The organism is Puerhibacterium puerhi (genome assembly GCF_009846865.1).
Classification (GTDB): domain Bacteria; phylum Actinomycetota; class Actinomycetes; order Actinomycetales; family Cellulomonadaceae; genus Puerhibacterium; species Puerhibacterium puerhi.
The window spans coordinates 1-25,595 of sequence record NZ_WUWN01000005.1; the positions used below are offsets into that span (position 1 = coordinate 1).

Consider the following 25,595-nt stretch of genomic DNA (forward strand, 5'->3'; position numbering starts at 1 on the left):
GCCGCCGGGGCCGCGACCGCCGCGGCGGCACCGGCGTCGGCCGGCGCGGCGTCGCGGCTCTTGCGGCGCGAGGAGGCGCCGCGGCCGGCGCGCGTCGACAGGTCGCGACGCAGCACACCGATCGCGGTGAGCACGAACACCCACAGCAGGACGAGGTATCCCAGCCGCAGCAGGGTGAACGTCAGCTCACTCATCGGGGCGGGGTCACCAGTCCTCGTGGTCGGCGGCGGCCGCGCCGGACCAGAACATGATCCGGGTGCGGCCGATGGTCAGCGTGTTGCCGTCGAGCAGCGTCGCGGCAGGGACCTGGTGGCCCTCGACGTACAGGCCGTTCGTGGAGCCCAGGTCCGTGGCGATGACGCCGTCGGGCGTGACGCGGATCTCCAGGTGCTTGCGGGAGACGCCCGGGTCGTCGACGACGATGTCGGCGTCGGGGTCGCGGCCGATGACCGTGACGGGGCCCGTGAGCAGGTAGCGCTGGCCGTCGATGTCGATCAGCGGATGGCGCGTGCTGGGCTGCGACGTCGCGGGGGCGACGGCACCGCGCACCGTGGCGCTGCGCACCTGGAAGCGGCCGCCGACGAGGTCGGGGTGCTCCTCGAAGGACACGCTGACCGGGCCGACGAACGCGTAGTGCTGCGAGACGGCGTACTCGGTGAGGTTCGTGGCGAGCTCGTCGGCGAGCGTCTCGGCACCCCACTGCTCGATCTGGCCGAAGTCCTGCGGCGAGAGCTCCACCGTGAACTCGTTCGGTGCCACGGTGCGGTCGCGACCGACCACCGCGGCGCGGTCGTCCAGCTCACGGCGCAGGCGGCTCGCCAGCTCCACGGCCTTGACCTCGCCGTGGCCGAGCTTGGAGAACGCGTTGTTCATCACGCGCTCGACGCTCTTCTCGAAGCGGTCCAGGACGCCCATGCCACCTCCTCTCGCGGGCCCGTCGCACGTCTCTCGTGCTCGTCGCCGCCGCCCCGCACCTCCCGCACGGGACCGTGCCGAGGAGCACGGGCGCGCGAGCAGGCGCGGACGACGCCGCGGGCAGACTACCTAGATCGTAGGCAGCCGGGTGGGTGCGACGCCCCGGATCGTGTGGACGTCCTGCGGACGTGCCGGGGAAATCGGCGTGGTGGCAGGCGTGCGGGGGCGTCCGGCGTGGCGCGGGCCACGGGGCCCGGCGGTCGGGCCGGGCGGCCGGCGCGAGGGCCGCTGCGGCGCGGGCCACGGCCGTCCTCGGAGGCGCCCGGACGGCCGATTGGGGACCTCCGCCCGGCTCGTGCTAGATTGCTCCGGCAGCGCGCGAGTGGCGGAATAGGCAGACGCGCACGGTTCAGGTCCGTGTGCCCGAAAGGGCGTGGGGGTTCAACTCCCCCCTCGCGCACGCAGCACGAAGGCCCCGGTCCCAGCAGGGATCGGGGCCTTCGTCATTTCCAACCGTCACTCCGGCCCAAACGTCGGCGTAGCGCTCACGCGTCCGGCACGGAACGTGAGCCTCGAACCGGCGCGCGCGACGCGCTACTCCCGGCCGGTGTGGCTGGGTACGCCGGGCAGCGCCTCGATGATCTCAGCGATGACATGCAACATCCCGGTCGCAGCCTGCGGTCCGTGCAGCAACAAGGTGGTGGCGACGAGGGCGACCACCGCCGCTCCGAGGGCGATGGAGGCAGCCATGCCAGCCGTGGGCGGAGAGGCCACGAGCCCCAAGATCCAGAGGACGGGGCCGACGACGGTGAGCCAGATGATGAGCCAGACGGCCAGGTCTGCGAACAAGGTGACCTCCATTGGGTCGGTCCGGGTGTTGACGTCGGGCGGTTGCCCGACGTCAGAGACCGCTGTTGGCGCACCGCGGTCTGTCACCTCTCTTGTCCGGGAGGTCGCAGCCACCGGACAGGCTGCCCAGGTGTCGTGCGGCGATCTCGATCGTTCGGAGGCGACGCCCCCTACTTGTCCGGGGAACTTTCCGGAGCGCAGGAAGGCCCCGATCCCGGCGGGGATCGGGGCCTTCCGCACTCCCAGTACAGCTCAGGGAGCTCGAACCTGATGTGCTCGCTGCTTCCGGGCACGGAAGAGCCCGCGGGCTGGAGGTCTCCCTCCCACCGTGCTGGACGAGGGCACGGCACCCGCGGGCTCCGGTGGACGCGATGAACTCGCTTCCCGTCCGGCGTGCCCGGCCTCCGGCGGAGGCGGGACACGAACGTCAGTCGAGACGCGCGACGGTCAGCGCGCGACCACCTCGTAGGTCCGAAGAGTCTTCAACTTCCGGATCACCTCCCTTCTTACGTGCCGACGACGGTACGCCCGCGCACCGACCTCGCCAAGGGGTTTTCGCCGAGGGAGGAGCCGGTGACGAAGCGCCCGCCTGCATGGGGCGGGCGACGGCGCCGACCCTGCCGTCGTCGTGCCCGGGGGAGGCTGCGTGCCGCACCCGTCAGCGCAGCAGGTGGGCCCACTGGTCGGGGTAGTCGTCGAGCCACTCCTCGAACCCTCGGGCGGGCCGTCCGACCAGGTGCGGGACGTCGTCGGACACGCGCGCCAGATCTCCGGCCGCGATCGCGGCGTACGAGGTCACCCACCCCTCCACCACCGCCGGGTCGACGTCGTAGCCGGCGCGGGAGGCGTAGGCCTCCTCGAGCGACTCGGGCTCGTAGCGGATGGTCCGGCCTGTGAGACGGGACAGGACCTCGGCGACCTCGTGCAGCGTGTGGGACCGGGGTCCGGTGAGCTCGTACGTGCGCCCGTCGTGGGCGCGCGGCCGCTCGTCGAGCAGGACGGCGGTGGCGACGTCCGCGACGTCGTCGTGCGAGACGGACGCGACCCGCCCGTCGCCGGCGGGGCCGCGGATCACGTCGTCGGGGCCGACGAACGTGGTCAGGGCGTGGTGGTAGAGGTTGTCGCGCAGGAACGTCCAGCGCAGCCCGGAGTGGCGGACGTGCTGCTCGGTGTGCCAGTGGTCGCGCGCGAAGGTGAAGACGGCGTCCTCGGCGGCGCCGACGAACGAGGTGTAGACGATCCGCTCGACGCCGGCCGCCACCGCCGCGTCGACGGCGCTGCGGTGCTGCTCCACGCGCCCCGGCTCCTCGCGGCCGCTGACCAGGAGCACCGTGCGGGCGCCGTCGAACGCCCGGCGCATGGCCTCGCCGTCGGCATAGCTCCCCGCGACGACCACCTCGGCCTGCGGCAGCGCGCTGCCGTCGGCGAGCCGCGGCGCGCGCGCCGGGTCGCGCACCACGAGGCGCTGGCGAGCCCCCTCCGCGGCGAGCCGCAGGGCGAGCCGTCCCCCCAGCCGTCCGGACGCGCCCGTGACGGCGACGACGCCGTTCGCCTGTCCCATGTGCCACACCGTAGGACGGGGCCGGGCGATCGTCCCGCCGGACGGCTCCCCGTGTGGCGTCCGGAGCCCGCGGCGGGGCCGGTCCGGGTCGCCGTGCCGCGGTGTCGCCGTGGGAGCGTGCGGCCTGTCCTGTGGACGGTGGAAGTTCGCGCGGACATCCACAGATTTGGCGTCTGACCTGCATGGATGTCGGTGGGTGGGGGTAGCGTCGGTGGTGTCGACGGGGACGTGGAGGAGCCCGGTGGAGGGACTTCCGGGTCCCGGGATCGGGCGCTGGTGCGGGCGGTCAGACGGCCGACGGTTCGACGGCGGTCGGGGCCGCGCACGGTGGCGCGAGACGGGAGGGGGTGGTCGTGTGGCGGTGGAGCAGCTCGAGGACGAGGGCGTCGGGACGGGCGCCCTGCTGGAGCGCGCGGTGCGGCTGCTCGACGACGCCGCGAACCTGCTCGCCCGGCTCGCCGCCGGCGGCGACCTGGCGAGCGTCCCCGTGCCGGAGCTGGCGACCGCGCAGTCGCGGGTCCGGGCCGCCACGACCCGCATCGACACCGCGCGCCTGGGCATGCTGCGGCACCTCGAGGACGACGGGCGGTGGGCGCTCGACGGTTCGCGGACGTTCGCCGCGTGGTTGGCCCGCCAGGACGGGATCACCCGCCGGCGTGCGAACGCCGAGGTGCGCACCGCGACCCGCCTGCGGGCGGACCTGCCCGCCTCCGCGCGCGCCGCGCTGGAGGGCCGCCTGGGCGTCGACGAGCTGGCGGCGATGGTCGACATCACGCCGACGTCCGAGGCGCGGCGCGCCGCTCTCTCCGCACCCGTCGCCGGCGTCGACGCCCCAGACGCCCCAGACGGCGCCGACCGCGACGGCGCGGGGCCGACGGGCGAGGAGTACCTGCTGACCTTCGCCGGCCGGCAGCCGATCGGCACGTTCCAGCGGTTGCTGCGGCGGTTCGCGCACGTCGCGGACCCCGAGGCCGACGAGCGCGGTTACCGGCGGGCGACCGAGCGCGAGTTCGTCGACCTGGCGCCGACCTGGGGTGGCTACCACCTCGCCGGCTTCCTCACGACGGAGCACGGGCAGCAGCTCAGGACGGCGCTCGACGCGCTCATGACGCCTGGCGGTGGGAGCGGTGCGGGCACCTCGGAGCCGCCCGATACGGCTCGAGACCTGCACGGCGGCCTCGCACCGGCGGCCCCCGCGGCCGACGACCGGCGGACCCTGCAGCAGCGGCGGGCGCAGGCGCTCGCGGACCTCGCGCGGGTCGCGCTCGACAGCGGGCTCGTCGCGCCGGGAGCGTCGGTGCGCCCGCACGTGACGGTGCACGTGTCCTGGACCGAGCTGCAGCGCGCCCTGGTGGACGCGGACCGCCGCACCGCCTCGGCCGACGGGGCCGAAGGGACCGACGGGTTCGACGGGGCCGGCGGGTTCGGCGGGGCCGGCGGGTTCGGCGGGTTCGGCGGGTTCGGCGGGTTCGGCGGGGCCGGCGGGGCCGGCGGGAGCGCCCCCGGTGCGGGCCCGCCACGGTCCTTGCCGCCGACGGCCCGGAGCGGCGTCCCACCGCGAGAACCCGCACTCGACGTCCGGGCCCTCACCGACCCGGCGACCGAGCACCCCACCTGGGCGGACGACATGGGCCCGCTCCCGCGGGCGCTGCTCGCCAAGATCGCCTGCGACGCCGAGGTGACGCGCGTCGTGTTCGGCCCGGACTCGCAGGTGCTCGACGTCGGACGCTCCCGGCGCACGATCACGGGGCAGCTGCGCCGCGCGGTCATCGCCCGCGACCGCCGCTGCACCTGGCCCGGGTGCCAGGAACCCCCCGGCCGCTGCGAGGTCCACCACGCCGTCACGCACTGGGCAGACGGCGGCGCGACCTCCGTGGACAACGCGGCGCTGCTCTGCTGGCACCACCACACGGTGGTCGACACCACTGGCGTGACGATGCGCTGGGAGCACGGACACTGGGTGTTCACCGACCGGCACGGGCGGCGGGTCGTCGCCGTCCCGGCGGCTGGGAGCGGGCGAGACGCCGGGAGCGCGCGAGACGTCGGGCACGGTCCCGTGCCGGAGGGCCCCGCCCTCGCGGGCGGTGCTGCCGCGTGACCAGGCCGAAGCCGTGCTGAAGGACTGGCGGAGCGTGTCCGCGGCAGGGCGGGATCGGCGCGGTCACCAGGGCAATGGCGCCGAGGCCGAAGGGCGGGTGGGATCGGCGCGGTCACCGGTGCGGCGGCACCGAGGCCGACGGGCGCGCGTGGTCGGCGTCGAAGGCTGCCCCGCGGGCCGCCCGTCGCCGGCGCGGGACAATGGAGCGCGTGAGCTCCGACGTCTACCGCGTGATGACCGTCTGCACGGGCAACATCTGCCGCTCCCCCATCGCCGAGATCGTCCTGCGCGACCGCTTCGAGGCCGCGGGACTCGGCGACCGTGTCGTCGTCGACTCGTCTGGCGTGAGCGACGAGGAGCACGGCAACCCCGTGGACCGGCGCGCGCGCCGCGTGCTCGCCGAGCACGGCTACGACACCGGGGACGGGCACCGTGCGCACCAGGTGACCGCGGCCGAGGTGGCCGGCCGCGACCTGCTGCTGCCCATGACCGCCCACCACGCCCGCGCGCTGCGCCGGCTGGCAGCCCGTGCCGGGTTCGCCGGCGACCGGCTCACCGGTGACCGGTCCGGCGGCGACTCCGACGCCGGCCGGTTCGAGGCGGACGGCCGCGGCCCGGTGATCCGGATGTACCGCTCCTTCGACCCCGACGCACCGCGGGTCGGCCCGGGCGAGAGCGAGCACGTGCTCGACGTCGACGACCCCTGGTACGGCGGCATGGAGGACTTCGAGCAGTGCCTGGCCGAGATCGAGGCGGGAGCCGACGGGGTCGTGGAGTTCGTGCGTGCGAAGCTCGCCCGGGCCGACGGAGCGGCAGCACGGCCGGCGTGACCGGCGAGATCACCCGAGAACCGGCGACACCAGGCAGGATGCCGTCATGACTGAGTCCGTCGTCGGTGGCTCGACCGCCGCCGGTCCCGCCGCCGGTCCCGCGGCCGGTCCCGCCTCAGGAGCCGCCGATGCCGCAGCGCCGACCGGTGGCCCCGTGCTCCCGGTGATCCGCCGGGTCCGCGCCGAGGAGTGGGCGGCCGTGCGCGACGTACGCCTCGAGATGCTGCGCGACCCTGCGGCCGCGATGGCGTTCCTCGACACGTACGCCAACGCGGCCGCGCAGCCCGACACCTTCTGGCAGGGCCGGACCACGGCCGCGGCCGCTGCCCAGACGGTGGTGCAGTACGTCGCGGAAGTGCCGGGCGACGGCGCCGGCGGCCCGCTCGACGGGCGGTCCGGCCCGAGCGAGGACACGGGAGCGTCCGCCGTGCCGGGGCGCTGGGTCGGCTCGGTCACCGGGCTCCTGGAGCAGCCGGGGGCCCAGGACTTCGAGGGCCGGCCCGTCGAGATGCTCCAGGTGCACGTGGTGGGCGTGTGGCTGCACCCCGACCACCGTGGCCAGGGCGTGGTGCAGCGGATGATCGACGCCGTGGTCGCCTGGGGCGTCGAGCGCGGCGTCGAGCGGGCGCGGCTCTACGTGCACGCCGACAACGGCCGCGCGCAGGGCGCCTACCGCAAGGCCGGCTTCGCGCCCTCCGGCCGCGAGCTCATCGCCTCGACGGGCCGAGAGCTCGAGATGGTGCGCGCGCTGCACTGAGCCGCGCCAGCCGGGCCAGCCGCAGCACGCGCTCCCGGAACGCGTGCTCGGCCGCCGGGGCCTGCGGCTCGGCGGGCGGCGGCGCGGGCGCCACGTACGCGCGGTACCAGCGCTCCGTCTCCCGCCAGACGACGTCGCGCACCGGCGCGGCCGACAGCGTCACGTCGTGCAGCGCGCCGTCGAGGCGCACCAGCGTGACCAACGACCCGAGGCTGGGCACGCGGCGCGCCACGCCGACGACGTCGAGCACGGAGTCGCTGGTCAGCATGTCGGGGTGCCACCGCACGCCGATGGTGGAGCGCGCGGACAGCAGCACCAGGATCGGCACGTCGATGTCCAGCCCACGGGCGACCTGCTCGTGCCCGCGGAAGACGGCGGCGAGCCAGGCCGGCGTCGCGCGCCACCCGAGGTCGGGCCGCCACGCGGCGTCGTAGTCCCACTCGCCGTCGAACCGGGCGGAGATCGAGCGGGTGTAGAACCCGAGGTCCACGTTGACGAGCCGGCTGCGGGGCGCGACCGCCGCGTGCGCCCGGATGCCGGGCTCGAGCACGCGGCGGCCCACCTCGCGCGTCTGGAACTCGAGCCACGGGCTGTTGAGCACCAGGCCGTCGACCCGGCCGGGGTGCCGGGCGGCCCACAGGCTCAGGGTCAGGCCGCCGGTCGAGTGGCCCATGAGCACGAGCCGACGGCGGTCGGTCGTGCCGGGCGCGTGGCCCATCGCGGCGAGGGCCGCCTCGAGGTCCTCGTCGTAGGTGCGCAGGCTCGTGGTGTAGCCGGGGGTCTGGTGCGGGCGCAGGCTGCGGCCGTACTTGCGCAGGTCCAGGGCGTGGAAGCGCACGCCCAGCCGTTCCCAGAAGTCGGCGACGTGGGCCTGGAAGAAGTAGTCGATCCAGCCGTGGACGTACAGCACGTCGACGCCGGCGTCGGGTACGGCGTCGGGTACGGCGTCGCCACGCTCACCGGCGTGGGACGAGGCCCCGGGCGCAGCCGTGGCCGTGCCGTGGGCGCGCCGCACGAGCGTCGCGACCACGGGCCCCTCGTCGTCGGGCGCCAGCGGCAGGGTGAGCCGCTCGAACCCGGGCAGCCCGTCCGGCTCCCAGGCCGGCGCGGCAGCGCCGCCGGACGCACCGTCGGCCCCGGTCGCCCCGCCGGCCCCCGTGCCCCCGCCGGCGCCCGGAGGCGGCGCGGCCGGGCCGCGGGCCGCCCCCGCGGCCGTCTCGATACCCACGGCCCGACCGTACCGCCGCCTCAGTCGGTCCCGCTGACCTCGCTCGCACCGCTGTGCCCGGGCTCCTGCCGGGCGAGCGTCAGGTGCCCGCCGAGGTACCCGCTGACCGCCACGACGCCGCCGCCGGCCAGGGCGGTGACCACCCCGAGCCCCGTGCGGCCCCTGCGCCGCAGGAACCACGACGTCGCGTACAGCGAGCCGGCGACGCCGTTCAGCGTGGCGTGCACGGCACCCAGCCGGCTGGACTTCTCGTCCTTGAGGCCCGACCAGTCGGCCAGGCCGCTCAGCGCGGTGGGCGCCACCAGCAGCACGCCGGTGCCGACCAGCTTGCGCGCCGCGTCCGCGTGCTTGCGCGGGCCGGTGAGGTCGAGCACCGTCGCGCTGACCCACGCGCCGATCGGCAGGTCGGTCATGATCGGGTGCAGGGCGTGCCCGAGGGACCGCCCGCGCAGCTCCTGCCGCAGGCGCCCGCCGGGCACCAGCGCCTTGGCGAGCCTGCCGAGCACGCCGACGAGCGGATCCAGCCCGGCGCTGCTCTCGAGCTGCTGGGTCGCGCGGGCCGCGGGCGACGCCGGCATCGTTTCCACCGTCATGGTGACCTCCTCAGTGCGGTCAGGACCGTCCCGTCGGGACGGCCAGGACAGTCGGTCCTCACGTGTCAGGACAGCTGGGGCAGGACGCGCTCGGCGAACGCGTCCACGAAGCGCTCGAGCTCGGCCCGGTCGGCCGAGACGTGGTGCAGGTACAGCCGGTCGGCGCCGGCCTCGACCAGCGCGCCGAGGTAGTCGCCGAGCCCGGTGAGGGAGTCGGTGACGTGCACGACCTCGCGCACCTCGTCGATCCCCACGCCGGCCGACGCGGCCTCGAACGCCTCCGGGCTCGCCAGGTCCCAGCTGCGCGGCGGCGGGAACGTGTTGGTGCCCCACTGCGCGACGGCCGTGCGCTCGGCGTCGGCGAGCGACGGGGCCCACGCGAGGTGGACCTGGACGGCGAGGTCGCCGCGCCCGCCGGCGGACCGGTAGGCCTCGACGACCTTGCGCAGGTCGTCGAGCGGCTGGTTCGTGGTGATGAGCCCGTCGGCCCAGTCGGCGTGCGCGGCCGCCGTCTGCGGCGTGATGGCGGCGCCGAACAGCGGCGGCGGCTGCTCCGGCAGCGTCCACAGGCGCGCGGAGTCCACCTCGACGAGGCCGTGGTGGGTCACCTCCTGCCCGGCCAGCAGCGCGCGGATCACCTCGACGCACTCGCGCAGCCGCGCGTCGCGCACGTCCTTGGGCGGCCAGGGGGCGCCGGTGACGTGCTCGTTGAGGTTCTCCCCCGACCCGAGCGCCACCCAGGTGCGCCCGGGGTACATGGCCTCGAGCGTCGCGACGGCCTGCGCGGCCACCACCGGGTGGTAGCGCTGGCCGGGCGCGGTGACCGACCCGAACGTCAGGCGCGAGGTGCCGGCCAGGGCGGCGCCGAGCCACGCCCAGGCGAACGCCGAGTGGCCCTGGGCCCGGCCCCAGGGCTCGAGGTGGTCGGAGCACATCGCGGCGCCGAAGCCGGCCTCCTCGGCGCGCCGGACCAGCGCGAGCAGGTCCGTGGGGTGCAGCTGCTCGTGGGAGGCGTGGATGCCGACGGCGGTCACGGGGCCTCACACACCCCGTGCCGGTCGCGGGGGCGCAGCCAGCGGTAGCCGTGGGCGGCCAGGCGCGCGACCGGTCGCTCCACGCCGTCGACCGGTACCGTCGCGCCCCCGACCTGGCCGTAGGGCTGGTCCGCCAGCACGTCGACGAACGGGGCGTCGGCAGTCTCCACGCACAGGGCGACCTCGAGGTCCTCGTCGGCGAGGTTCGTCAGCATGAGCACCCACGAGCCCTCGTGCGCGTAGCGCAGCGCCAGCACCGGGTGCGCCGCGCCGCCGGACGCGAGCCGCACCTCGACGGGCTCGGGGGTGACGGTGCCGGTCTCCCGCAGCCCCAGCCGGGCGCGGATCATCTGCCCGACCTTGGTCAGCAGGCTGTCCGGCTGCACCATCTGCTCGTAGACGTTGACCCGTCGGTGCCCGAACGGCCCGTCGGTGATCACGGGCGCCACGAGGCGGTCGGCCGGCGCCGTCGAGAACCCCGCGTTGGGGCCGTCCGTCCACTGCATCGGCGTGCGGACGGCCTCGCGCTCGGGCAGCGACAGGTCGTCGCCCATCCCGATCTCGTCGCCGTACCGCAGCACCGGCGGGCCCGGCAGCGAGAACAGCACGGCGTGCGCCATCGCGACCCGCCGCACGTCGCCGTCGAGCATCGGGGCGAGCCGGCGGCGGATGCCGCGGCCGTACGCCTGCTCGTGGCTCGTGGGGGCGAACGCCTTGAGCACGTCGTCGCGCTCGACGGCGGTGAGCTGCTCGAGGTCGAGCTCGTCGTGGTTGCGCAGCCACTGGGCGTACGCGCCGTGCTGCGGCGGCTGCGGGTGCCGGCCGAGGGCCTCCACCAGCGGCCGGGCGTCGTCGCGGGCGAGCGCCAGGAACAGGTGGTTGTTGAGGTAGAAGTCGAGCAGCATCGTCATGCCGTCGCCGTGGCCCGTGTCCCGGGTGCCGAAGTAGTCGGCGTACTGCTGCGGCTCGACGTCGACCTCGCCGAGCAGCACGGCGTCGTGGCCGTGGCGGTCGGCCACGTCGCGCATCTCGCGCACCAGCCACTGCCCGCCGTCGCTCGGGTCGGCGGCGCGCGCCCGCTCCACCATGTGCGGCACCGCGTCCACCCGGAACCCCGAGACGCCCAGGCGCAGCCAGAACGTCATGATCCGCCACAGCTCGTCCCGCACCCGCGGGTTGTCCAGCGCCAGGTCGGGCTCGAACGAGTAGAACGAGTGGCGGTAGAACTGCTGCGCCTCCTCGTCCCAGGTCCACACGCCGTCCTCGACGTCCGGGAACATCGGCTCGACGCCGGTCTCGACCGGCTCGTCGGACCACACGTAGTAGTCGCGGTAGGGGCTCTTGCGGCTCGAGCGGGCCTCCTGGAACCACCGGTGCTGGTCCGAGGTGTGCTGGCACACCAGGTCGAGCAGCACGTGCAGGCCCAGGTCGTCGGCGGCCTCGAGCATCCGCGCGACGTCCGCCACGTCGCCCAGGCGCGGGTCGACGGCCAGGTGGTCCGCGACGTCGTAGCCGCCGTCGCGGAACGGGGAGGTGTAGAAGGGCAGCAGCCACACCGCGGTGGCGCCGAGCCCGCGCAGGTAGTCGAGACGCCGGGTCAGGCCCCGCACGTCGCCCCAGCCGTCGCCGTCCGAGTCGTGGAACATCCGGACGTCGGCCTGGTAGACGACGGCGTTGCGGTACCAGGACGTCACGAGGTCTCCTGTCGTTCGCGGTAGTCGAAGGTCGTGGGGTCGATGCCCCTTTCCCGCAGGAGCGCGTCGAGCTTGGCCTCCGTGCGCTCCTCGCCCTCGCGGGACTGCGACGAGCCCCACCAGTAGAAGAGGGCCAGCCCGGCGGCCTGCCAGACCAGCTGCAGGAACTCCGACTGCCAGTTCTCGAACGTCGACGAGAAGAACTGCGGGAAGAAGTCGGACCAGGCGAACGGTGAGCCGTGCTCGGTGGCGTCGTTGCGGACGCTGATGAGCTGGAACACGAACTGCCCCACCCACGAGAACAGGAACAGCGCACCCGTGACGATGCCGAACGAGTAGGCCTTGTGGAACGGGGGCTTGGACTTGGTCTCGTCCGGCGCGTTGACGCTCATGCCGGTGCACCTCCCCTGGTCGACAGGGCCCGAGGCGCACCCCGGGCCCGGCGCGCCCCTCGGTGGGGCGACGCCTCGACGCTAGGGCGGCACGGTGTCGCTCGCAGCGCGTCGTCCGTGCTGGCGGGAGCAGGCGCGGCGCGTGCGGCAGGCGCTCCGGGGGACCCGGGGGTCGGCTCAGGCGGCGCGGAACAGGTCCGGCGTCGCGACGACGTCGACGCCGAGCCCGGGCACGGCGCGGCGCAGCAGCGCGGCGACCGCGGCGCTCGCGGCCTGCTCGGAGGGCACGTGCCCGACGACGACCAGGCCGGCCGCCACGCCGGTCGCGACGGCGTCGGCCGCGTACTCGCCGGTCTCCCACTCGTGGCACTCGCCCACGACGGCGACGTCCACGTCCGGGCGGCGCAGCAGGGCGCGGTTGCGCGCCGCGCCGCGGAACCCGAGGTCCAGCCCGACGCGCCGCACGACCGCGTCCGGGTCGCCGAGGTACCGCAGCGCGGTGGCCCCGAGCCGCGCGGCCACGTACCGCGCGAGCTCCCCGAGCGTCGTGGGGCCCACCGTGGCCAGCGCGAGGCCGTCGGCCGCCGCGGCGGGGTCGAGCCGCCAGCCGAGCGCCTCGGCGGTCGCCGCGTCGACGCCGTCGGGCCGCCGGTCGTGCCAGCGGTCGTGCAGGTGCGCGACCACGAGACCGCGCTCCGCGACGAACCGGCGCTTGGCCGCGTAGACGGGGTCTGCCTCTGCTTCGAGGTCCCGCCGGGCGGCGTCGGCGTGGTCGAAGTACAGCGGCTCGTGGGTGACCACCAGCTGCGCGCCGGCGTCGGCGGCCCGGCGCAGCACGTCGAGGGTCGCCATGGTCGTCACCGCGGCGCGGCTGACGGGCGTGGCCGGGTCCCCGTCGAGGACGCCGTCCACGGTGGCGGCCCGGGCGGGTACGCCGGTGGCGGCCAGCAGGAGGTCGACGACGTCAGCGGCGGACAGCGGCGTCGCGGGGCGGGCGTCGTCGGTCATGGTCGCCACCGTAGGGCCCGGCGCCGCACGCCGGCGCCGCCCGCGCCGGTCAGGCGCGGCGCCACCAGCGGTGGCGCGTGCGCACCCGCGCGGCGGGGGTGCCGGCCTGCTCCGCCCGGGCGCGCTCCTCCGCCGCGGCGCGCTCGGCGGCGGACGGCGGCACGGGCAGGCCCATGGCGCGGCGCCGGGCGCGCCAGGCCAGCACCTCCTCGTCGACGTCGCGCACCGGCGTCACCACGGGCGGGCCCCCGGTGAGCTGGCGCCGGGCGTCGATCACGCGGGCGTTGAAGTCCTCGAGGACGCGGCGCACGCCCTCCTCCGAGGCCTCCCGGTCGAGCGTCTCCTCCATGCGCCGGTGCTCCTCGCGCAGCTGCGCGGCAGGCAGCACGCCGGTGATCTGCTCGCGCTCCACCAGGCCCTTGAGCCACCAGTCCGGGTCGTAGGAGCCCTTGAGCCCCGGGATGGGCTTGCCCGCCAGCGGCAGGTCGTCGAACTCGCCGCGGCGGACGGCCTGGTCGACGACCGTGTCCACCCAGCGGGCACGCTCGTCGGCGCGCACGCGGCGCACCGGCGGCGCGGACTCCGCCGCGCCGGCGGCGCCGTCCCCGGCGTCCGCCCGCTCGGCGCGCTCACGCTCCACCTCTCGCTCCATCCGGTAGCGCGCGGCGTCCAGCAGCGGGTCGCGCCGCCGGACCGGCTCGTCGCTGCCCGGGTCGCCCTGCGGGTCGACCGGTCCCTCGCTCGTGGCCATGCGTCCACGCTAGGGAAGGGCGCGGCGGCTGTCAGCGCGGAGCCCGGGGCAGGGGCCGGCGGGCGCCGCGGCGGATCGGCGTAGGTCGGCTTAGATGGGCCCATGAAGGTCTCCCACCGCTCGCACGTGCCGCCGTTCGCCGTCATGGACGTGCTCGCCGCCGCCAACCGGCGCCGGGCGCTGGGGCACGACGTGCTCAACCTCTGCGCGGGCGAGCCCGCCACCGGGGCGTCCGACGAGGTGCGCGAGCGCGCCATCGAGCTGCTGCGCTCGGGCGACCTCGGCTACACCGAGGCGCTGGGCGTCCCGGCGCTGCGCCGGGAGATCGCCGGGCACTACGCCCGCTGGTACGGCGTCGAGGTGGACCCGGCCCGCGTCGCCGTCACCACGGGATCCAGCGGCGGGTTCGTGCTGGCGTTCCTCGCGTCGTTCGACGTCGGCGACCGCGTGGCGCTCGCCCGGCCCGGCTACCCGGCGTACAAGAACATCCTCGCGGCGCTCGGCTGCGAGGTGGTCGAGCTCGACTGCGGCCCCGAGACGCGCTACCAGCCCACGGTGTCGCAGCTGATGGAGGCCTACTACGACGGCGGCCTCGACGGGCTGATCGTGGCCAGCCCGGCCAACCCGACGGGCACGATGATCGCGCCGGCCGAGCTCGACGCCGTCGCGCGCTGGTGCGGGGAGCACGACGTGCGCCTGATCAGCGACGAGATCTACCACGGCATCGCCTACAGCGACGACGTCCAGCAGGCCACCGCCGCGGTGCACGCCGACCGGGGCGCGGTCGTCGTCAACTCGTTCTCGAAGTACTGGGCGATGACCGGCTGGCGCCTGGGCTGGCTCGTGCTGCCCGAGGAGCTCGTGGGCCCGGTCGACGCGCTGGCGGGCAACGTGGCGCTCTCGCCGCCCGCGCTCGCGCAGCACGCCGGCGTCGCCGCGTTCACGCCCGAGGGCTACGCCGCCTCGGCCGCCAACGTGGCGCGGTACGCCACGAGCCGGGCCGCCCTGCTCGAGCGGGCCGACGAGCTCGGCTGGCGGCCCGTCGCGCCGGCCGACGGCGCCTTCTACCTGTACGGGAACATCAGCGCGACGGGGCTCGACTCCGAGACCTACTGCGCGCGCCTGCTGGCCGAGGCGGACGTGGCGCTGACGCCGGGCACCGACTTCGACGGCGTGCGCGGGCGCGACTGGGTGCGCCTCAGCTTCGCGGCCGCACCCGAGACGGTGGCGCGTGCGGTCGACCGGATCGTCGCCTGGCAGGCCACGCTGTGACGCTCACCCTCGTCACCGGCGGCACCCGCGGCATCGGCGCCGCAATGGCGCAGCGGCTCGCCCAGGACGGCCACGACCTGGTGCTCGGGTACGCCGCCGACGAGGAGGCCGCGGCGGCCACCGCGGCCGCGGTCGCGGCGCGCGGCGCGCGGTGCACGCTCGTGCGCGCCGACGTGACCACCGACGACGGCGTCGCGGAGCTGTTCGCCCGCGCCGCGGCCGCCGGCCGGCTCACCGGCGTCGTCAACAACGCGGGCGCCACGCTGCACGTGGGGCCGCTCGCCGAGACGCCGGCCGACGTGGTGCGCCGGGTGATCGACCTCAACCTCACGGCCGCGGTGCTCGTGGCGCGGGCCGCCGTGCGCGCGCTGAGCACGGCCCGCGGCGGGGCGGGCGGCGTGCTCGTCAACGTCTCGTCCGCGGCGGCCACCACCGGCGCGCCGGGCGAGTACGTGCACTACGCCGCCGCGAAGGCGGGCGTCGACGCGCTCACCCGCGGGCTGGCGCTGGAGGTGGCCGGGCAGGGCGTCCGCGTGGTCGGCGTCGCGCCCGGCACCGTGGACACCGGCATCCACGCCGGCGCGGGCGACCCCGGGCGCGCGGCCCGCGTGGCGGCCGCGCACCCCATGGGGCGCGTCGGCACGCCGCGGGAGGTGGCCGACGTCGTCGCGTTCCTGCTGTCCGACGCCGCGGCGTACGTCGCGGGCACGACGCTGCGGGTGGCCGGCGGGCGCTGAGACGTCGGCGGCCCGCCACGGCCGTTCCCGTTGACTACGTAGTCAACGTTGTGGTCCACTGCACCGGTCGCGAGGCGAAGGAGCTGAGATGGCGGACGCGGTCAAGGGTGCTCACCGGGTGTCGATGATGGACATCGCCCGGGCCGCCGGCGTGTCCCAGAAGACCGTCTCGCGCGTCGTCAACGACGAGCCGAACGTCTCCGCGGCCGTCCGCGAGGCGGTCACCGCTGCCATCGCCGAGCTCGGCTTCCGGCCCAACGCCGCCGCCCGCGCCCTGGTCACCCGGCGCAGCCGCCGCATCGGCATGGTCACCGTGACCACCACCGCGTACGGCCCGGCGTCGATCCTCGAGGGCGTCGAGCACGCCGTGCGCCGCGCGGGGTACTCGCTCAGCCTCGCGCGGATGGCCGGCGACGACGTGCAGGAGTACCGCGAGGCCATCGAGCGGCTCGTCGACGAGGGCTGCGAGGCCATCGTCCTGTCCGAGCCGATCGACCTGGGCCACCCGGCCCTGCCCGTCCCGGCAGGCCTGCCCCTGCTGAGCTTCGACACCCCGAGCTCCCAGCACCGCCCCGACGAGCTCGTGGTCGGCGCGGACGAGGTCGGCGGGGCCCGCAGCGCCACCGAGCACCTGCTGGCCCTCGGTCACCCGACGGTGCACCACATCTCCGGGCCTCCGGCCTGGGCGGCCAGCGGCCGCCGCGTGCAGGGCTGGCGTGCGGCCCTCGACGACGCCGGCGTCGCGGCCCCGCCCGTCGTCGGCGGCGACTGGTCGCCGGCCTCCGGCTACGAGGCGATGCGCGAGGTCCTGCGCCGCGGGGACGTCACGGCGGTCTTCGTCGCCAACGACTCGATGGCGATCGGCGCGATGCGCGCGGTCGCCGACGCCGGGCTGTCGGTGCCCGGCGACGTCAGCGTGGCCGGCTTCGACGACACCCCGGAGTCGGCGTACCTCGCCGTGCCGCTGACCACCGTCCGCCAGGACTTCGCCGAGGTGACGCGCCTGGCGATGCACCGGCTGCTGCGCACCATCGAGGGCCACCCGCCCACGGAGCGACACCGCAGCATCCCCACCCAGCTCGTCGTGCGGGAGTCCACCGCCCCGCTCGCCTGACCCCCGCCGCACCACGACGTGCGGCGTCCGCGCCGCTGACTACGTAGTCAGAGCCTCTGGATCGAAGGAGAACCATGAGCATCGGACCATCGCCCACCCGGCGACAGCTGCTGCGGTGGGGCCTCGTCGGCGCCGCCGCTGCCGCGCTGCCGGGCGCCCTGACGGGGTGCGCGACCCAGACCGCCGCAGCGGTCCGCTCGGGCGACGTCACCCTCGACCTCTGGACCCACGACGACGGGTACATCACGTTCTTCACGGACTCCGTCCCCGTGGTCCAGTCGGGCAGCAGGTTCCGCTACGAGCTGGACGTGACCAAGATCGGCTCGGCCGACCTCGTCACCAAGGTCCTGGCCCAGGCCGTGGCGGGCACCGGGACGCCCGACGTCGCCGGCTTCGAGATCGGCAACTTCGCCCGGCTGCTGCGCGGCAACATCACCGAGGAGCTCCTGGTCGACCTGTCGGACGTCCGGGACCGGCTCGGCGACGACCTCATCCAGGCGCGCGTCGCCCCGTTCAGCAAGGACGGCCGGCTCTACGCGCTCGACTCCGACGCCCCGCTCGTCGTGCAGTACTACCGCGAGGACCTCTTCCGCGAGGACGGCCTGTCGCTCGAGACGCCCGAGACCTGGGCGGAGTTCCTCGACGCCGCGGAGGCCGTCTCGTCCCGCAAGGGCACCAGGTACGGCGCCGTCGGCGTCGGCAGCGACCTCGGCCAGGTGCTGCAGGGCTTCCAGATCCCGCTCATGCAGGCCGGCGGCAACCTGTTCGACGCCGAGGGCCGGCTGACCATCGAGACGCCGGAGGCCGAGCGCGCGCTGGCGTTCCTCGTCGACGGCATCCAACGCGGCGTCTTCACCACGGTCACCGACATGTACGGCGGGAGCATCCAGGCGGCCCTCAAGTCCGGCGAGCTCGCGGCCGTGAGCATGCCGAGCTGGTACGCGAGCTACGGCATCCAGCCGAACGTCCCGGAGCAGGCGGGCCGGTGGCGGATCCGCCCGCTGCCCCGGATGACCGAGGGCGGCAGCCGGACGTCGGTGGGCGGCGGCACCGGGTTCGCGGCCCTGCGCGCCAAGCCGAACAGCGAGGCCGCCGCCGAGCTCGTCGAGAAGGTGTACCTCTCGCCGGCCCAGCAGGTGGCCCGGTACAAGGCGCTCGGCTACCTGCCGACCCTGCGCAGCGTCTACGACGACCCCGAGCTCCTCGCGCTCGGCAACGACTACTTCGGCGGCCAGCCGCTCTTCGAGGTCTACGCCGAGATCGTCGACGAGATCCCCCCGTACTACCAGAGCCCCGACATGAGCATCCTGCAGACCGTGCTCAGCGGTGCGCTGCTCGACGCCTACCGCGGGCGGCGCACGCCCGCCGAGGCGCTCAGCACCGCCGCCGACGCGTTCCGCGGCCAGACCCGCAGCGAGCGCTGAGCCACCCGGGAGACCACCATGACCGCCGTCACCACCACCGTCCCCGCCGGGCCGCCGGCCGTGCCCGCCGACGCGGCGCCCGCCGCCCGCACGCGCCGGCGCTCGCCGTCGTCGGGCGGCAACGCCCCCTACCTCTTCATCGCGCCGTTCTACGTCCTGTACGTGCTGTTCATGATCGTGCCGGTCCTGGCCGCGGTGTACCTGTCGCTCACCGAGTGGGTCGGCCTGGGCACGCCCACGTTCGTCGGCGCCCGGAACTACGCCGACCTGCTGCGCGACACCAGCTTCCGCACCGCGCTCGGCAACTCCGCCGTGTACGTGCTGGTGTCGGTGCTGATCGTCGTGCCGTGCGCCCTGCTCGTGGCCCAGGCGCTCAACGCGCGCGGCCTGCGGGCGCGCGACCTGTTCCGGGTCACGTTCTTCGTGCCGATGGTGCTGTCGCCCATCGTCATCGCGCTCGTCTACGGCCTGCTGCTGGACCGCAGCTACGGCGTGGTCAACACCGTGCTCCGGGCCCTGTTCGGCATCGGCTCCGTGGACTGGCTCGGCGACCCCACCCTCGCCAAGGTCGCCATCTCGTTCGTGCTGCTGTGGCGGTGGGTCGGCTACCTGTCGATCTTCTTCCTCGCCGCGCTGCAGGCGGTGCCGCGCGAGCTGTACGAGGCAGCGGCGCTCGACGGCGCCGGGGCGCTGCGGCGGTTCACCACCGTGACGCTGCCCGCCATCCAGCCCGTCTCCGCCTTCGTCGTCGTCACGAGCTTCATCAGCGCGGCCCAGCTCTTCGACGAGCCCTACCTGCTCACCCGCGGCGGGCCCGGGGAGTCCACGCTCTCGGTGGCCATGTTCATCTACCGGGCCGCCTTCGAGCGCCAGCAGCTCGGCTACGCCGCCGCCGCGGGCGTCGTGCTGTTCCTCGTCGTCTTCGTGGTCAGCCAGGTGCTGAACCGCGTGCTCGCCATCGGGAGGGCCCAGTGACCGCCGTGACCTCTGCCCCGTCCGTCGCCCGGACCGCCGCGGGCGCGCCGCGCCGGCGCCGGCCCCGCGTGGCCCCCGGCCGCGTCGCGCTGTACGCCGTCCTCGGCGTGCTGCTGCTGGTGTTCCTGTTCCCGCTCGCCTGGGCGGTGTCCGCGTCGTTCAAGCCGCGCGGCGACATCTTCTCCTCCACGTCGCTGATCCCCGCGCCCGCCACCCTCGACAACTACCAGCGGCTCCTGGGCGAGCAGCCGTTCTGGAGCTGGTTCGGCATCAGCGTCGGCGTGGCGGTGGTCGCCACCGTCGTGTCCGTGTTCGTCTGCGCCCTGGCCGGCTACGGGTTCGCGAAGTTCCGGTTCGCCGGCAAGCGCCTGCTGTTCGGCGTCATGTTCTCGTCGCTGAGCGTGCCGTTCGCGGTCATCCTCGTGCCGCTGTTCATCCTGGTGGTCAAGAGCCACCTGTCGAACCCGTGGTTCGCGCTGATCGTGCCCTGGGTGGCCCCGGCCTTCGGGATCTTCATGATGCAGCAGTACATCGTGCAGTCCGTGCCCGACGAGATCCTCGAGGCCGGCCGCATCGACGGGAACACCGAGTTCCAGATCTTCCGCCGCCTCGTGCTGCCGCTGCTGCGCCCCTCGCTCGGGGCGCTCGCCGTCTGGAGCTTCCTGCAGACCTACAACTCGTTCCTCTGGCCGCTCGTGCTGGTCTCCGACTCCAGCAGCTACACGCTGCCGGTCGGCCTCAACACGCTCTTCCAGGCCGAGAACCGTTCGTTCGACCTCGTGCTCGCGGGCGCCGTGCTCGCGAGCGTCCCGACCGTCCTCGTGTTCCTGCTGCTGCGCAAGCAGCTGCTCGAGGGCCTGTCCGCCGGAGCGGTGAAAGGATGACCGACCCCATGCCCAGCGAGCCCACCCCCACCCAGCCCGAGGCGCCCGGTGCCCCCGGTGCCCCCGGAGGCACCCGGCCGACGTCGGTGACCGAGCGGTACCCGGGGCTGACCGACCGGGTGCTGTTCGGGGCCGCCTACTACGCCGAGTACCAGCCGGTCCCGCGGCTCGAGCAGGACCTCGACCTCATGCGCGAGGCCGGCTTCAGCGTCATCCGCGTCGGCGAGTCGGTGTGGTCCACCTGGGAGCCGGAGGACGGGCGGTTCGACCTCGACTGGCTGCAGCCCGTGCTCGACGGCGCCCACGAGCGCGGCATCCGCGTCGTGCTCGGCACGCCCACCTACGCGGCGCCGCCCTGGCTGGCCCGCCGCTACCCGGAGATCAACGTCCACCGCCGGACCGGCCAGCCGATGGGCTGGGGCGCCCGGCAGGAGATCGACTACTCCCACCCCGCGTTCCTCTTCCACGCCGAGCGCGTGGTCCGCCGGGTGGTCGAGCGCTACGCCGGCCACCCCGCCGTCATCGGCTACCAGGTCGACAACGAGCCGGGCAACGAGATCTTCTACAACCCCCAGGTGTTCCAGCGCTTCGTCGACCACCTGCGCCGCACCTACGGCGACGTCGAGACGATCAACCGCGAGTGGGGGCTGACCTACTGGTCGCACCGGCTGTCCACGTGGGCCGACCTGTGGACGCCCGACATGAACGCCCAGCCCCAGTACGCGCTGGCGTGGCGGAGGTTCCAGGCCACGCTGACCACCGACTTCATCGGCTGGCAGGCCGACATCGTGCGCGAGTACGCCCGCGACGACCAGTTCGTCACCACCTGCTTCGCCTACGAGCGCCCGACCCTGCAGGACGAGGCCGTGGCGGCGCGCCTCGACGTCACCAGCGGCAACGCCTACTACCGGATGCAGGACCACCTGGCCCTGCCGACGCCGGACGGCGCGCAGCAGCACTGGACGACGCAGGGCACCTGGGCGCTGTACGCCACGGCCGACCGGATGTACGGCTCGCGCCAGGAGCCGTTCCTGGTGACCGAGACGGACGCGACGGCCATCGGCGCGCCGTGGCAGAACGAGCCGGCGTACGACGGCCAGTGGCGCCAGGCGGCGTGGGCGCTGATCTCCCGCGGCGCGACGATGATCGAGTACTGGCACTGGCACACGCTGCACTACGGCGCCGAGACGTACTGGGGCGGGGTGCTGCCGCACAGCCTCGAGCCGGGCCGGGTCTACCGGCAGGTGGCGGCCCTCGGGGCCGAGCTGGCCGCTGCGGGCGACCGGGTGGCTGGCCTCACGCCCGACCACGACGTCACCGTGGTGTGGGACAACGCCTCGAAGTGGGCGCTGACCGAGCACCCCGCCTTCGGCGGCGGCACCGGGCGTCACGACCGCACCTTCCAGACGACCGTGGACGCCTACCTGCGCGGCGCCTTCGAGGCCGGGCTCTCGTCCCGCGTCGTGCACGCCGGTGGCCTGGCCGCCCAGGACCCGGCGGTGTTCGCCGCGCAGCACCCGGTCCTGGTCGCCGCGGCGCTGACCATCCTCGACGACGCGACGCTGACCTGGCTGCGGCGGTACGCCGAGGCGGGCGGCCACCTCGTGGTCGGGGTGCGGACGGGCTACGAGGACCAGGAGGCCAGAGCGCGGCTCGAGCGCAAGCCCGCGCACCTGGCCGAGGCCGCCGGCACCTGGTACGACGAGTTCTCCACCGTGGACCAGCCCGTCCCCGTGCACGGCAGCGCGGCGCTGTCGCTGCCCGACGACGCCGCGGGGCAGTGGTGGGTCGACGGGCTGCAGGCCGACGGCTCCGAGGTGCTCGCCGGCTACGACCACCCGCACTTCGGGCGGTTCGCCGCGGTGACGACCCGGGCCGTCGGCAGCGGGCGGGTCACCGTGGTCGGCACGGTGCCCTCGCCGGGCCTCGCCGCGGCGGTGCTGGGCTGGGCGGCGGGGCCGGACGGCGCCGCCGGGTGGCGGCCGCAGGCCGGCACCCAGACCGTGACCGGCGCGCGCAACCGCCACGGCGAGCACCTGCGCTTCGTGCACAACTGGTCGTGGACGCCGTCCACCTTCACCCTGCCCGAGGCGGCCGCCGAGGTGGCCGGCGACCGGGTCTGGGCAGCGGGGGAGGTCCTCGAGCTCGGCCCGTGGGACGTGCGCGTGCTCGCGGTCACGGAGCCGGCGCGGGGCTGAGGCCCGGCCGCCCGACGACGAGGGCCGGCGTACCCGCGGGTGCGCCGGCCCTCCTCGTGCTCGCCGGTGCGCTCAGCCGACCATGAGCTGGGGGTCCTCCGGCGGCAGCGGCGCCGCGAGGAAGCCCTTGATCTCGTCCGCGGAGGGGAACGCCGTCAGGCCGGGCCGGCTGAACCAGTGCACGAGCCACGAGGCGAGGTCCCGCACCGGGACGTTCGCCAGGTTGGACGCGTGCCGCAGGTGCTCGAACGCCTCCTCGGCGTCCGTGCTGAACGCCACCATGAGCACGCCCTTGGCCTGCTCGATCGCCGCCCGCCGCTCGGCCGAGGCGCGGATGGACCGCGTCGCCTCGCGCTGCGCGACCTCCTTCTGCGCCTCGGTGACGTCGATGAAGTAGCCGATCAGCTCGCAGACCTCGCCCGTCTCCGGGTCCCGGCGGCCCTGGCCGGTGACGGCGAGCGTACGGACCGTGCCGTGGGCGTCGAAGATGCGGTGGACCGAGCTGAACGCCTCGCCGGTGCGCGCGGCGTCGTGCAGGATCCCGTCCACGCGCTCGCGGTCGTCCGGGTGCTTGTGGGAGAGCATGAGCTCGGTGGTCGGCACGATCTCGCCCGGCTTGAAGCCGTGCATCACGTAGACCTCGTCCGACCAGGCCCACCTGCCGGTCGCGAGGTCCAGCCGGTACCGGCCCACCGGCGGGCGCTCGCCCGCGCCCAGCGCGGCCTCGAGCGCATGGTCGAAAGGTGCACTCTCGGTCATGTCGTCTCCCTGGTCAGGGCGGCGTCGAGGCCGTCTGCTCGACCTCGGATGCGGGCGGAGCCCGGCACGGTGCGCCAGTCCGGGACGGCTGCGCGCGAAGGGCACACTAGGTGCACCTCAGCAGGTCGGCACGTCGAACGCACATCGCCCCAGCAGATCAGGTCCGGGCGGATCGCGCGAACGCAAGCGACGCCGGGCCGCGTGCGAGCGCCGCGACGGCTGCCTACGTTGACGGGCACGGGTCCGTCGTCGGCCCGCGTCCCCACCACCGACACGCGCGGAGGTCACGTTCATGTCCGAGCAGCCCGAGACCGCAGGATTCCCCGCCCAGCAGCAGGAGCCTCCGGGCCTCACCGAGCCCATGACGCCCCGGCCCGACCACGGCGAGTCCAGCTACGAGGGCTCCGGCAAGCTGACCGGGTCGCGCGCCCTGGTCACGGGCGGCGACTCCGGCATCGGCCGCGCCGTGGCGATCGCGTTCGCCCGCGAGGGCGCCGACGTCGCGATCGGCTACCTGCCGCAGGAGCAGCAGGACGCCGAGGAGACCGCGCGCTGGGTCGAGGAGGCCGGCCGCAAGGCGGTGCTGCTGCCCGGCGACATCCGCGAGGAGCAGACGGCGCGCGGCATCGTCGACCGGGCCGCGGCCGAGCTCGGCGGCCTGGACGTGCTGGTCAACAACGCCGGCTTCCAGTACGCGCGGCGCGAGTCCATCGCGGACATCACCACCGACGAGCTGGACCGCACCTTCAAGACCAACCTGTACGCGCTGTTCTGGATCACCCAGCAGGCGCTGACCCACATCGGCGAGGGCGGGGCGATCATCAACAACGCCTCGATCCAGGCGTACGAGCCCTCCACCTCGCTGCTCGACTACGCCTCGACCAAGGCGGCCATCACCAACTTCACGGTGAACCTCGCGGCCGAGGTGGGCGCGCGCGGCATCCGCGTCAACGCGGTGGCGCCCGGCCCGATCTGGACGCCGCTGCAGCCCGCCACCCAGGGGACGGAGAAGCTGGAGAAGTTCGGCTCCGACACCCCGCTCGGGCGCGCCGGGCAGCCCGCCGAGCTCGCGCCGGCGTTCGTGTTCCTCGCCTCGAACGTCACCGCCTCCTACGTCTCGGGCACGGTGCTCGGCGTGACGGGCGGCAAGCCCGTCTTCTGACCCGCGCCCGGCGGCGCCGTCGTCCGCCGGCGCGCCGCGGACGCCGGGGTGCGGGCACCGTCGTGCGTGCAGCGACCCGCGGTGGTGCGATGAGCGGACCGTCGGCGGGGGCGGCGGGCAGGAGCGGAGGCGAGCGACGACGGAGGCGGCGATGACGATGACCCAGGAATCGACCCAGGAATCGGGACGGACGGGCGACGAGGTGCCCGTGAGCCGACGCCCCACCGGGCCGGACGACCTGCCGGAGGTGCAGTCCCTCGAGGAGCTGGCGGAGCTGGCGCGCAGCCGGACCCCGCTGTACGTGCGGTTCAGCACCGGTCCGAAGGTGGACGCGGCGGGCCGCAGCCGGGACCACGAGTCGGGCTGCATGCTGCCCGGGCTCTCGGCCAACCCGCTGGACCCCGAGCCGTGGTTCGACCGGCCCGCCGTCCACTGGGTGGCCCGGCAGGTCATGCAGTACGCGCACCTGCGCCAGGACGAGCGGTTCGCCTGGGTGCTCACCGGCGAGGTCGTGGGCCGCGGCCCCGACTGCGAGCCGCTCATCGGCGACGTGCAGCCGGTCGCGGCGATCCCCGACCACGTGGTGCGGGCGGCGCGGGACCTCTACGAGGAGGTCTTCGACGTCAGCGAGGACGGCACCTGACGAGTCCTGCCGGCGGCCCGGGAGGCGGGGGACGGGGGGCGGGCCCTCCCGTCCCCCGCCTCCGGCGCGTCAGCCCTGCGCCTCGGCGCCGTGGGCGGCCGGGACGGGCAGCGCCGTCACCCCGAGCCGGTCGGTGAGGTAGAGGAAGGCCTCGGCGTACGGGTTGCCGTCCACGCGGCGGCGCACCTCGGCCCAGTCCACCTGCTCGCGCAGCGCGCGCACGATCGGCAGCAGGAGGCTGAAGTTGCAGTCGTGCTCCGCGAGCGCGCGCATCTTCGACGCCACGATCTCGGTGGCGCTCAGCACGGGCATGCGTACGGCGAGCACCTCGATCGTGTCGACCGCCCCGAGCACCCGCTCGCCCACCGGCTCGCCGCCGAGCACGTAGATGACGTCGACCAGCGCGCCGTGGTGGTAGGCCTTGAACAGCCAGTCCTCCGCCGGCTCGCGCAGCTCGAGGCCGGCCTGGGCGAGGGCCTCCCGGGCCCGGCCGGCGTCCTCGGGGCGCACGACGAAGTCGACGTCGTGGTGCGGCTCCGGACCGCCGCGGGCGAACGCCGCGTACCCGCCGCACAGGGCGTACGGGACGCCGGCCTCCCGCAGCGCCACGGCGCTCAGGCGCACCGCGTCGCGCAGGTCGTCGCGCTGGTCCTCGGTCAGCAGGGTCATGCGGCCTCCTCCATCGCCTCATGCTGCCCCGGATGCCCGGAGCTCGCG

24 protein-coding genes, 1 tRNA gene and 1 pseudogene are annotated in these 25,595 nt (G+C 75.0%); 13 read left to right on the plus strand and 13 right to left on the minus strand.

Annotated features, from left to right (window positions below; translation table 11 throughout):
* Window positions 1-194 (minus strand): annotated as a pseudogene (locus GSF02_RS18760) (FHA domain-containing protein FhaB/FipA); the annotation flags it as partial.
* A 10-nt stretch (window positions 195-204) separates the two neighbouring features.
* Window positions 205-915: an FhaA domain-containing protein gene (locus GSF02_RS04435; protein ID WP_159793161.1), complete on the minus strand. Its 711-nt coding sequence runs from the start codon at window positions 913-915 to the stop codon at window positions 205-207.
* Window positions 916-1,291: 376 nt separating this feature from the next.
* Between GSF02_RS04435 and GSF02_RS04440 the strand changes: the two genes are divergently transcribed.
* Window positions 1,292-1,375 (plus strand) — tRNA-Leu (locus GSF02_RS04440).
* A gap of 134 nt (window positions 1,376-1,509) precedes the next feature.
* Here the strand turns inward: GSF02_RS04440 and GSF02_RS04445 are convergent.
* Both GSF02_RS04445 and GSF02_RS04450 read right to left on the minus strand, forming a co-directional pair.
* Window positions 1,510-1,764 (minus strand): hypothetical protein, encoded by a 255-nt coding sequence (locus GSF02_RS04445; RefSeq protein ID WP_159793163.1) that lies wholly within the window; start codon window positions 1,762-1,764, stop codon window positions 1,510-1,512.
* Window positions 1,765-2,422: 658 nt separating this feature from the next.
* Window positions 2,423-3,325, minus strand: coding sequence for an SDR family oxidoreductase (locus GSF02_RS04450; RefSeq protein ID WP_159793165.1), 903 nt, complete (start codon window positions 3,323-3,325; stop codon window positions 2,423-2,425).
* 355 nt (window positions 3,326-3,680) lie between these two features.
* Between GSF02_RS04450 and GSF02_RS18530 the strand changes: the two genes are divergently transcribed.
* From GSF02_RS18530 to GSF02_RS04475, 3 genes are all read left to right on the plus strand, one after another.
* Window positions 3,681-5,423: an HNH endonuclease signature motif containing protein gene (locus tag GSF02_RS18530; protein ID WP_201308789.1), complete on the plus strand. Its 1,743-nt coding sequence runs from the start codon at window positions 3,681-3,683 to the stop codon at window positions 5,421-5,423.
* Window positions 5,424-5,623: 200 nt separating this feature from the next.
* Window positions 5,624-6,253 carry a low molecular weight protein-tyrosine-phosphatase gene (locus GSF02_RS04470; RefSeq protein WP_408003854.1) on the plus strand — a complete coding sequence of 210 codons (630 nt, stop codon included), beginning with the start codon at window positions 5,624-5,626 and terminating at the stop codon, window positions 6,251-6,253.
* Between the two features lie 46 nt (window positions 6,254-6,299).
* A complete protein-coding gene (locus GSF02_RS04475) occupies window positions 6,300-7,010 on the plus strand; it encodes a GNAT family N-acetyltransferase (protein WP_235915360.1) in 711 nt (236 codons plus the stop codon).
* Here GSF02_RS04475 and GSF02_RS04480 read toward each other — a convergent pair.
* The 7 genes from GSF02_RS04480 to GSF02_RS04510 form a co-directional block, all read right to left on the minus strand.
* Window positions 6,961-8,094 (minus strand): alpha/beta hydrolase, encoded by a 1,134-nt coding sequence (locus GSF02_RS04480; protein WP_235915376.1) that lies wholly within the window; start codon window positions 8,092-8,094, stop codon window positions 6,961-6,963. The genes GSF02_RS04475 and GSF02_RS04480 overlap by 50 nt on opposite strands.
* A 164-nt stretch (window positions 8,095-8,258) precedes the next feature.
* Window positions 8,259-8,831, minus strand: coding sequence for a DUF2231 domain-containing protein (locus GSF02_RS04485; RefSeq protein ID WP_159793167.1), 573 nt, complete (start codon window positions 8,829-8,831; stop codon window positions 8,259-8,261).
* A gap of 65 nt (window positions 8,832-8,896) precedes the next feature.
* Window positions 8,897-9,865, minus strand: coding sequence for a TIGR03885 family FMN-dependent LLM class oxidoreductase (locus tag GSF02_RS04490; protein ID WP_159793169.1), 969 nt, complete (start codon window positions 9,863-9,865; stop codon window positions 8,897-8,899).
* Window positions 9,862-11,559 carry an alpha-amylase family protein gene (locus GSF02_RS04495; protein WP_201308790.1) on the minus strand — a complete coding sequence of 566 codons (1,698 nt, stop codon included), beginning with the start codon at window positions 11,557-11,559 and terminating at the stop codon, window positions 9,862-9,864. The genes GSF02_RS04490 and GSF02_RS04495 overlap by 4 nt, the downstream gene beginning before the upstream one ends.
* Window positions 11,556-11,951: a DUF6766 family protein gene (locus GSF02_RS04500; protein ID WP_159793171.1), complete on the minus strand. Its 396-nt coding sequence runs from the start codon at window positions 11,949-11,951 to the stop codon at window positions 11,556-11,558. Before GSF02_RS04500 ends, GSF02_RS04495 begins: the two co-directional genes overlap by 4 nt.
* 177 nt (window positions 11,952-12,128) lie before the next feature.
* A complete protein-coding gene (locus GSF02_RS04505) occupies window positions 12,129-12,959 on the minus strand; it encodes a Nif3-like dinuclear metal center hexameric protein (RefSeq protein ID WP_159793173.1) in 831 nt (276 codons plus the stop codon).
* A 49-nt stretch (window positions 12,960-13,008) separates the two neighbouring features.
* The gene (locus GSF02_RS04510; protein ID WP_159793175.1) at window positions 13,009-13,710 is read right to left on the minus strand and encodes a DnaJ family domain-containing protein; all 702 of its coding nucleotides are present in this window, start codon (window positions 13,708-13,710) and stop codon (window positions 13,009-13,011) included.
* A gap of 102 nt (window positions 13,711-13,812) precedes the next feature.
* Here GSF02_RS04510 and GSF02_RS04515 point away from each other — a divergent pair, with 102 nt between their 5' ends.
* From GSF02_RS04515 to GSF02_RS04545, 7 genes are all read left to right on the plus strand, one after another.
* Window positions 13,813-14,982 carry a pyridoxal phosphate-dependent aminotransferase gene (locus tag GSF02_RS04515; RefSeq protein WP_159793177.1) on the plus strand — a complete coding sequence of 390 codons (1,170 nt, stop codon included), beginning with the start codon at window positions 13,813-13,815 and terminating at the stop codon, window positions 14,980-14,982.
* Window positions 14,979-15,719 (plus strand): SDR family oxidoreductase, encoded by a 741-nt coding sequence (locus GSF02_RS04520; RefSeq protein ID WP_159793179.1) that lies wholly within the window; start codon window positions 14,979-14,981, stop codon window positions 15,717-15,719. Before GSF02_RS04515 ends, GSF02_RS04520 begins: the two co-directional genes overlap by 4 nt.
* Window positions 15,720-15,807: 88 nt before the next feature.
* Window positions 15,808-16,833, plus strand: coding sequence for a LacI family DNA-binding transcriptional regulator (locus tag GSF02_RS04525; protein ID WP_159793181.1), 1,026 nt, complete (start codon window positions 15,808-15,810; stop codon window positions 16,831-16,833).
* Window positions 16,834-16,907: 74 nt separating this feature from the next.
* Entirely contained in the window at window positions 16,908-18,257 is a 1,350-nt protein-coding gene (locus GSF02_RS04530) for an extracellular solute-binding protein (RefSeq protein ID WP_159793183.1), read from the plus strand.
* A gap of 18 nt (window positions 18,258-18,275) precedes the next feature.
* Entirely contained in the window at window positions 18,276-19,232 is a 957-nt protein-coding gene (locus tag GSF02_RS04535) for a carbohydrate ABC transporter permease (protein WP_159793185.1), read from the plus strand.
* 5 nt (window positions 19,233-19,237) lie between these two features.
* On the plus strand, window positions 19,238-20,116 hold the full coding sequence (locus GSF02_RS04540; RefSeq protein ID WP_159793187.1) for a carbohydrate ABC transporter permease: 879 nt from the start codon (window positions 19,238-19,240) through the stop codon (window positions 20,114-20,116).
* An 8-nt stretch (window positions 20,117-20,124) separates the two neighbouring features.
* Complete coding sequence (locus tag GSF02_RS04545) at window positions 20,125-22,314, plus strand: beta-galactosidase (protein WP_159793189.1); 2,190 nt, start codon at window positions 20,125-20,127, stop codon at window positions 22,312-22,314.
* Between the two features lie 72 nt (window positions 22,315-22,386).
* On the opposite strand, the gene GSF02_RS04550 is transcribed toward GSF02_RS04545, so the two are convergent.
* A complete protein-coding gene (locus GSF02_RS04550; protein ID WP_159793191.1) occupies window positions 22,387-23,073 on the minus strand; it encodes a PAS and ANTAR domain-containing protein in 687 nt (228 codons plus the stop codon).
* Window positions 23,074-23,365: 292 nt separating this feature from the next.
* Between GSF02_RS04550 and GSF02_RS04555 the strand changes: the two genes are divergently transcribed.
* Window positions 23,366-24,235 carry an SDR family oxidoreductase gene (locus GSF02_RS04555; RefSeq protein ID WP_159793193.1) on the plus strand — a complete coding sequence of 290 codons (870 nt, stop codon included), beginning with the start codon at window positions 23,366-23,368 and terminating at the stop codon, window positions 24,233-24,235.
* A 208-nt stretch (window positions 24,236-24,443) separates the two neighbouring features.
* The gene (locus GSF02_RS04560) at window positions 24,444-24,878 is read left to right on the plus strand and encodes a DUF6098 family protein (RefSeq protein WP_235915361.1); all 435 of its coding nucleotides are present in this window, start codon (window positions 24,444-24,446) and stop codon (window positions 24,876-24,878) included.
* Window positions 24,879-24,947: 69 nt separating this feature from the next.
* Here the strand turns inward: GSF02_RS04560 and GSF02_RS04565 are convergent, their stop codons facing one another.
* Window positions 24,948-25,547, minus strand: coding sequence for a nucleotidyltransferase family protein (locus GSF02_RS04565; protein ID WP_159793195.1), 600 nt, complete (start codon window positions 25,545-25,547; stop codon window positions 24,948-24,950).
* Between the last annotated feature and the right edge of the window lie 48 nt (window positions 25,548-25,595).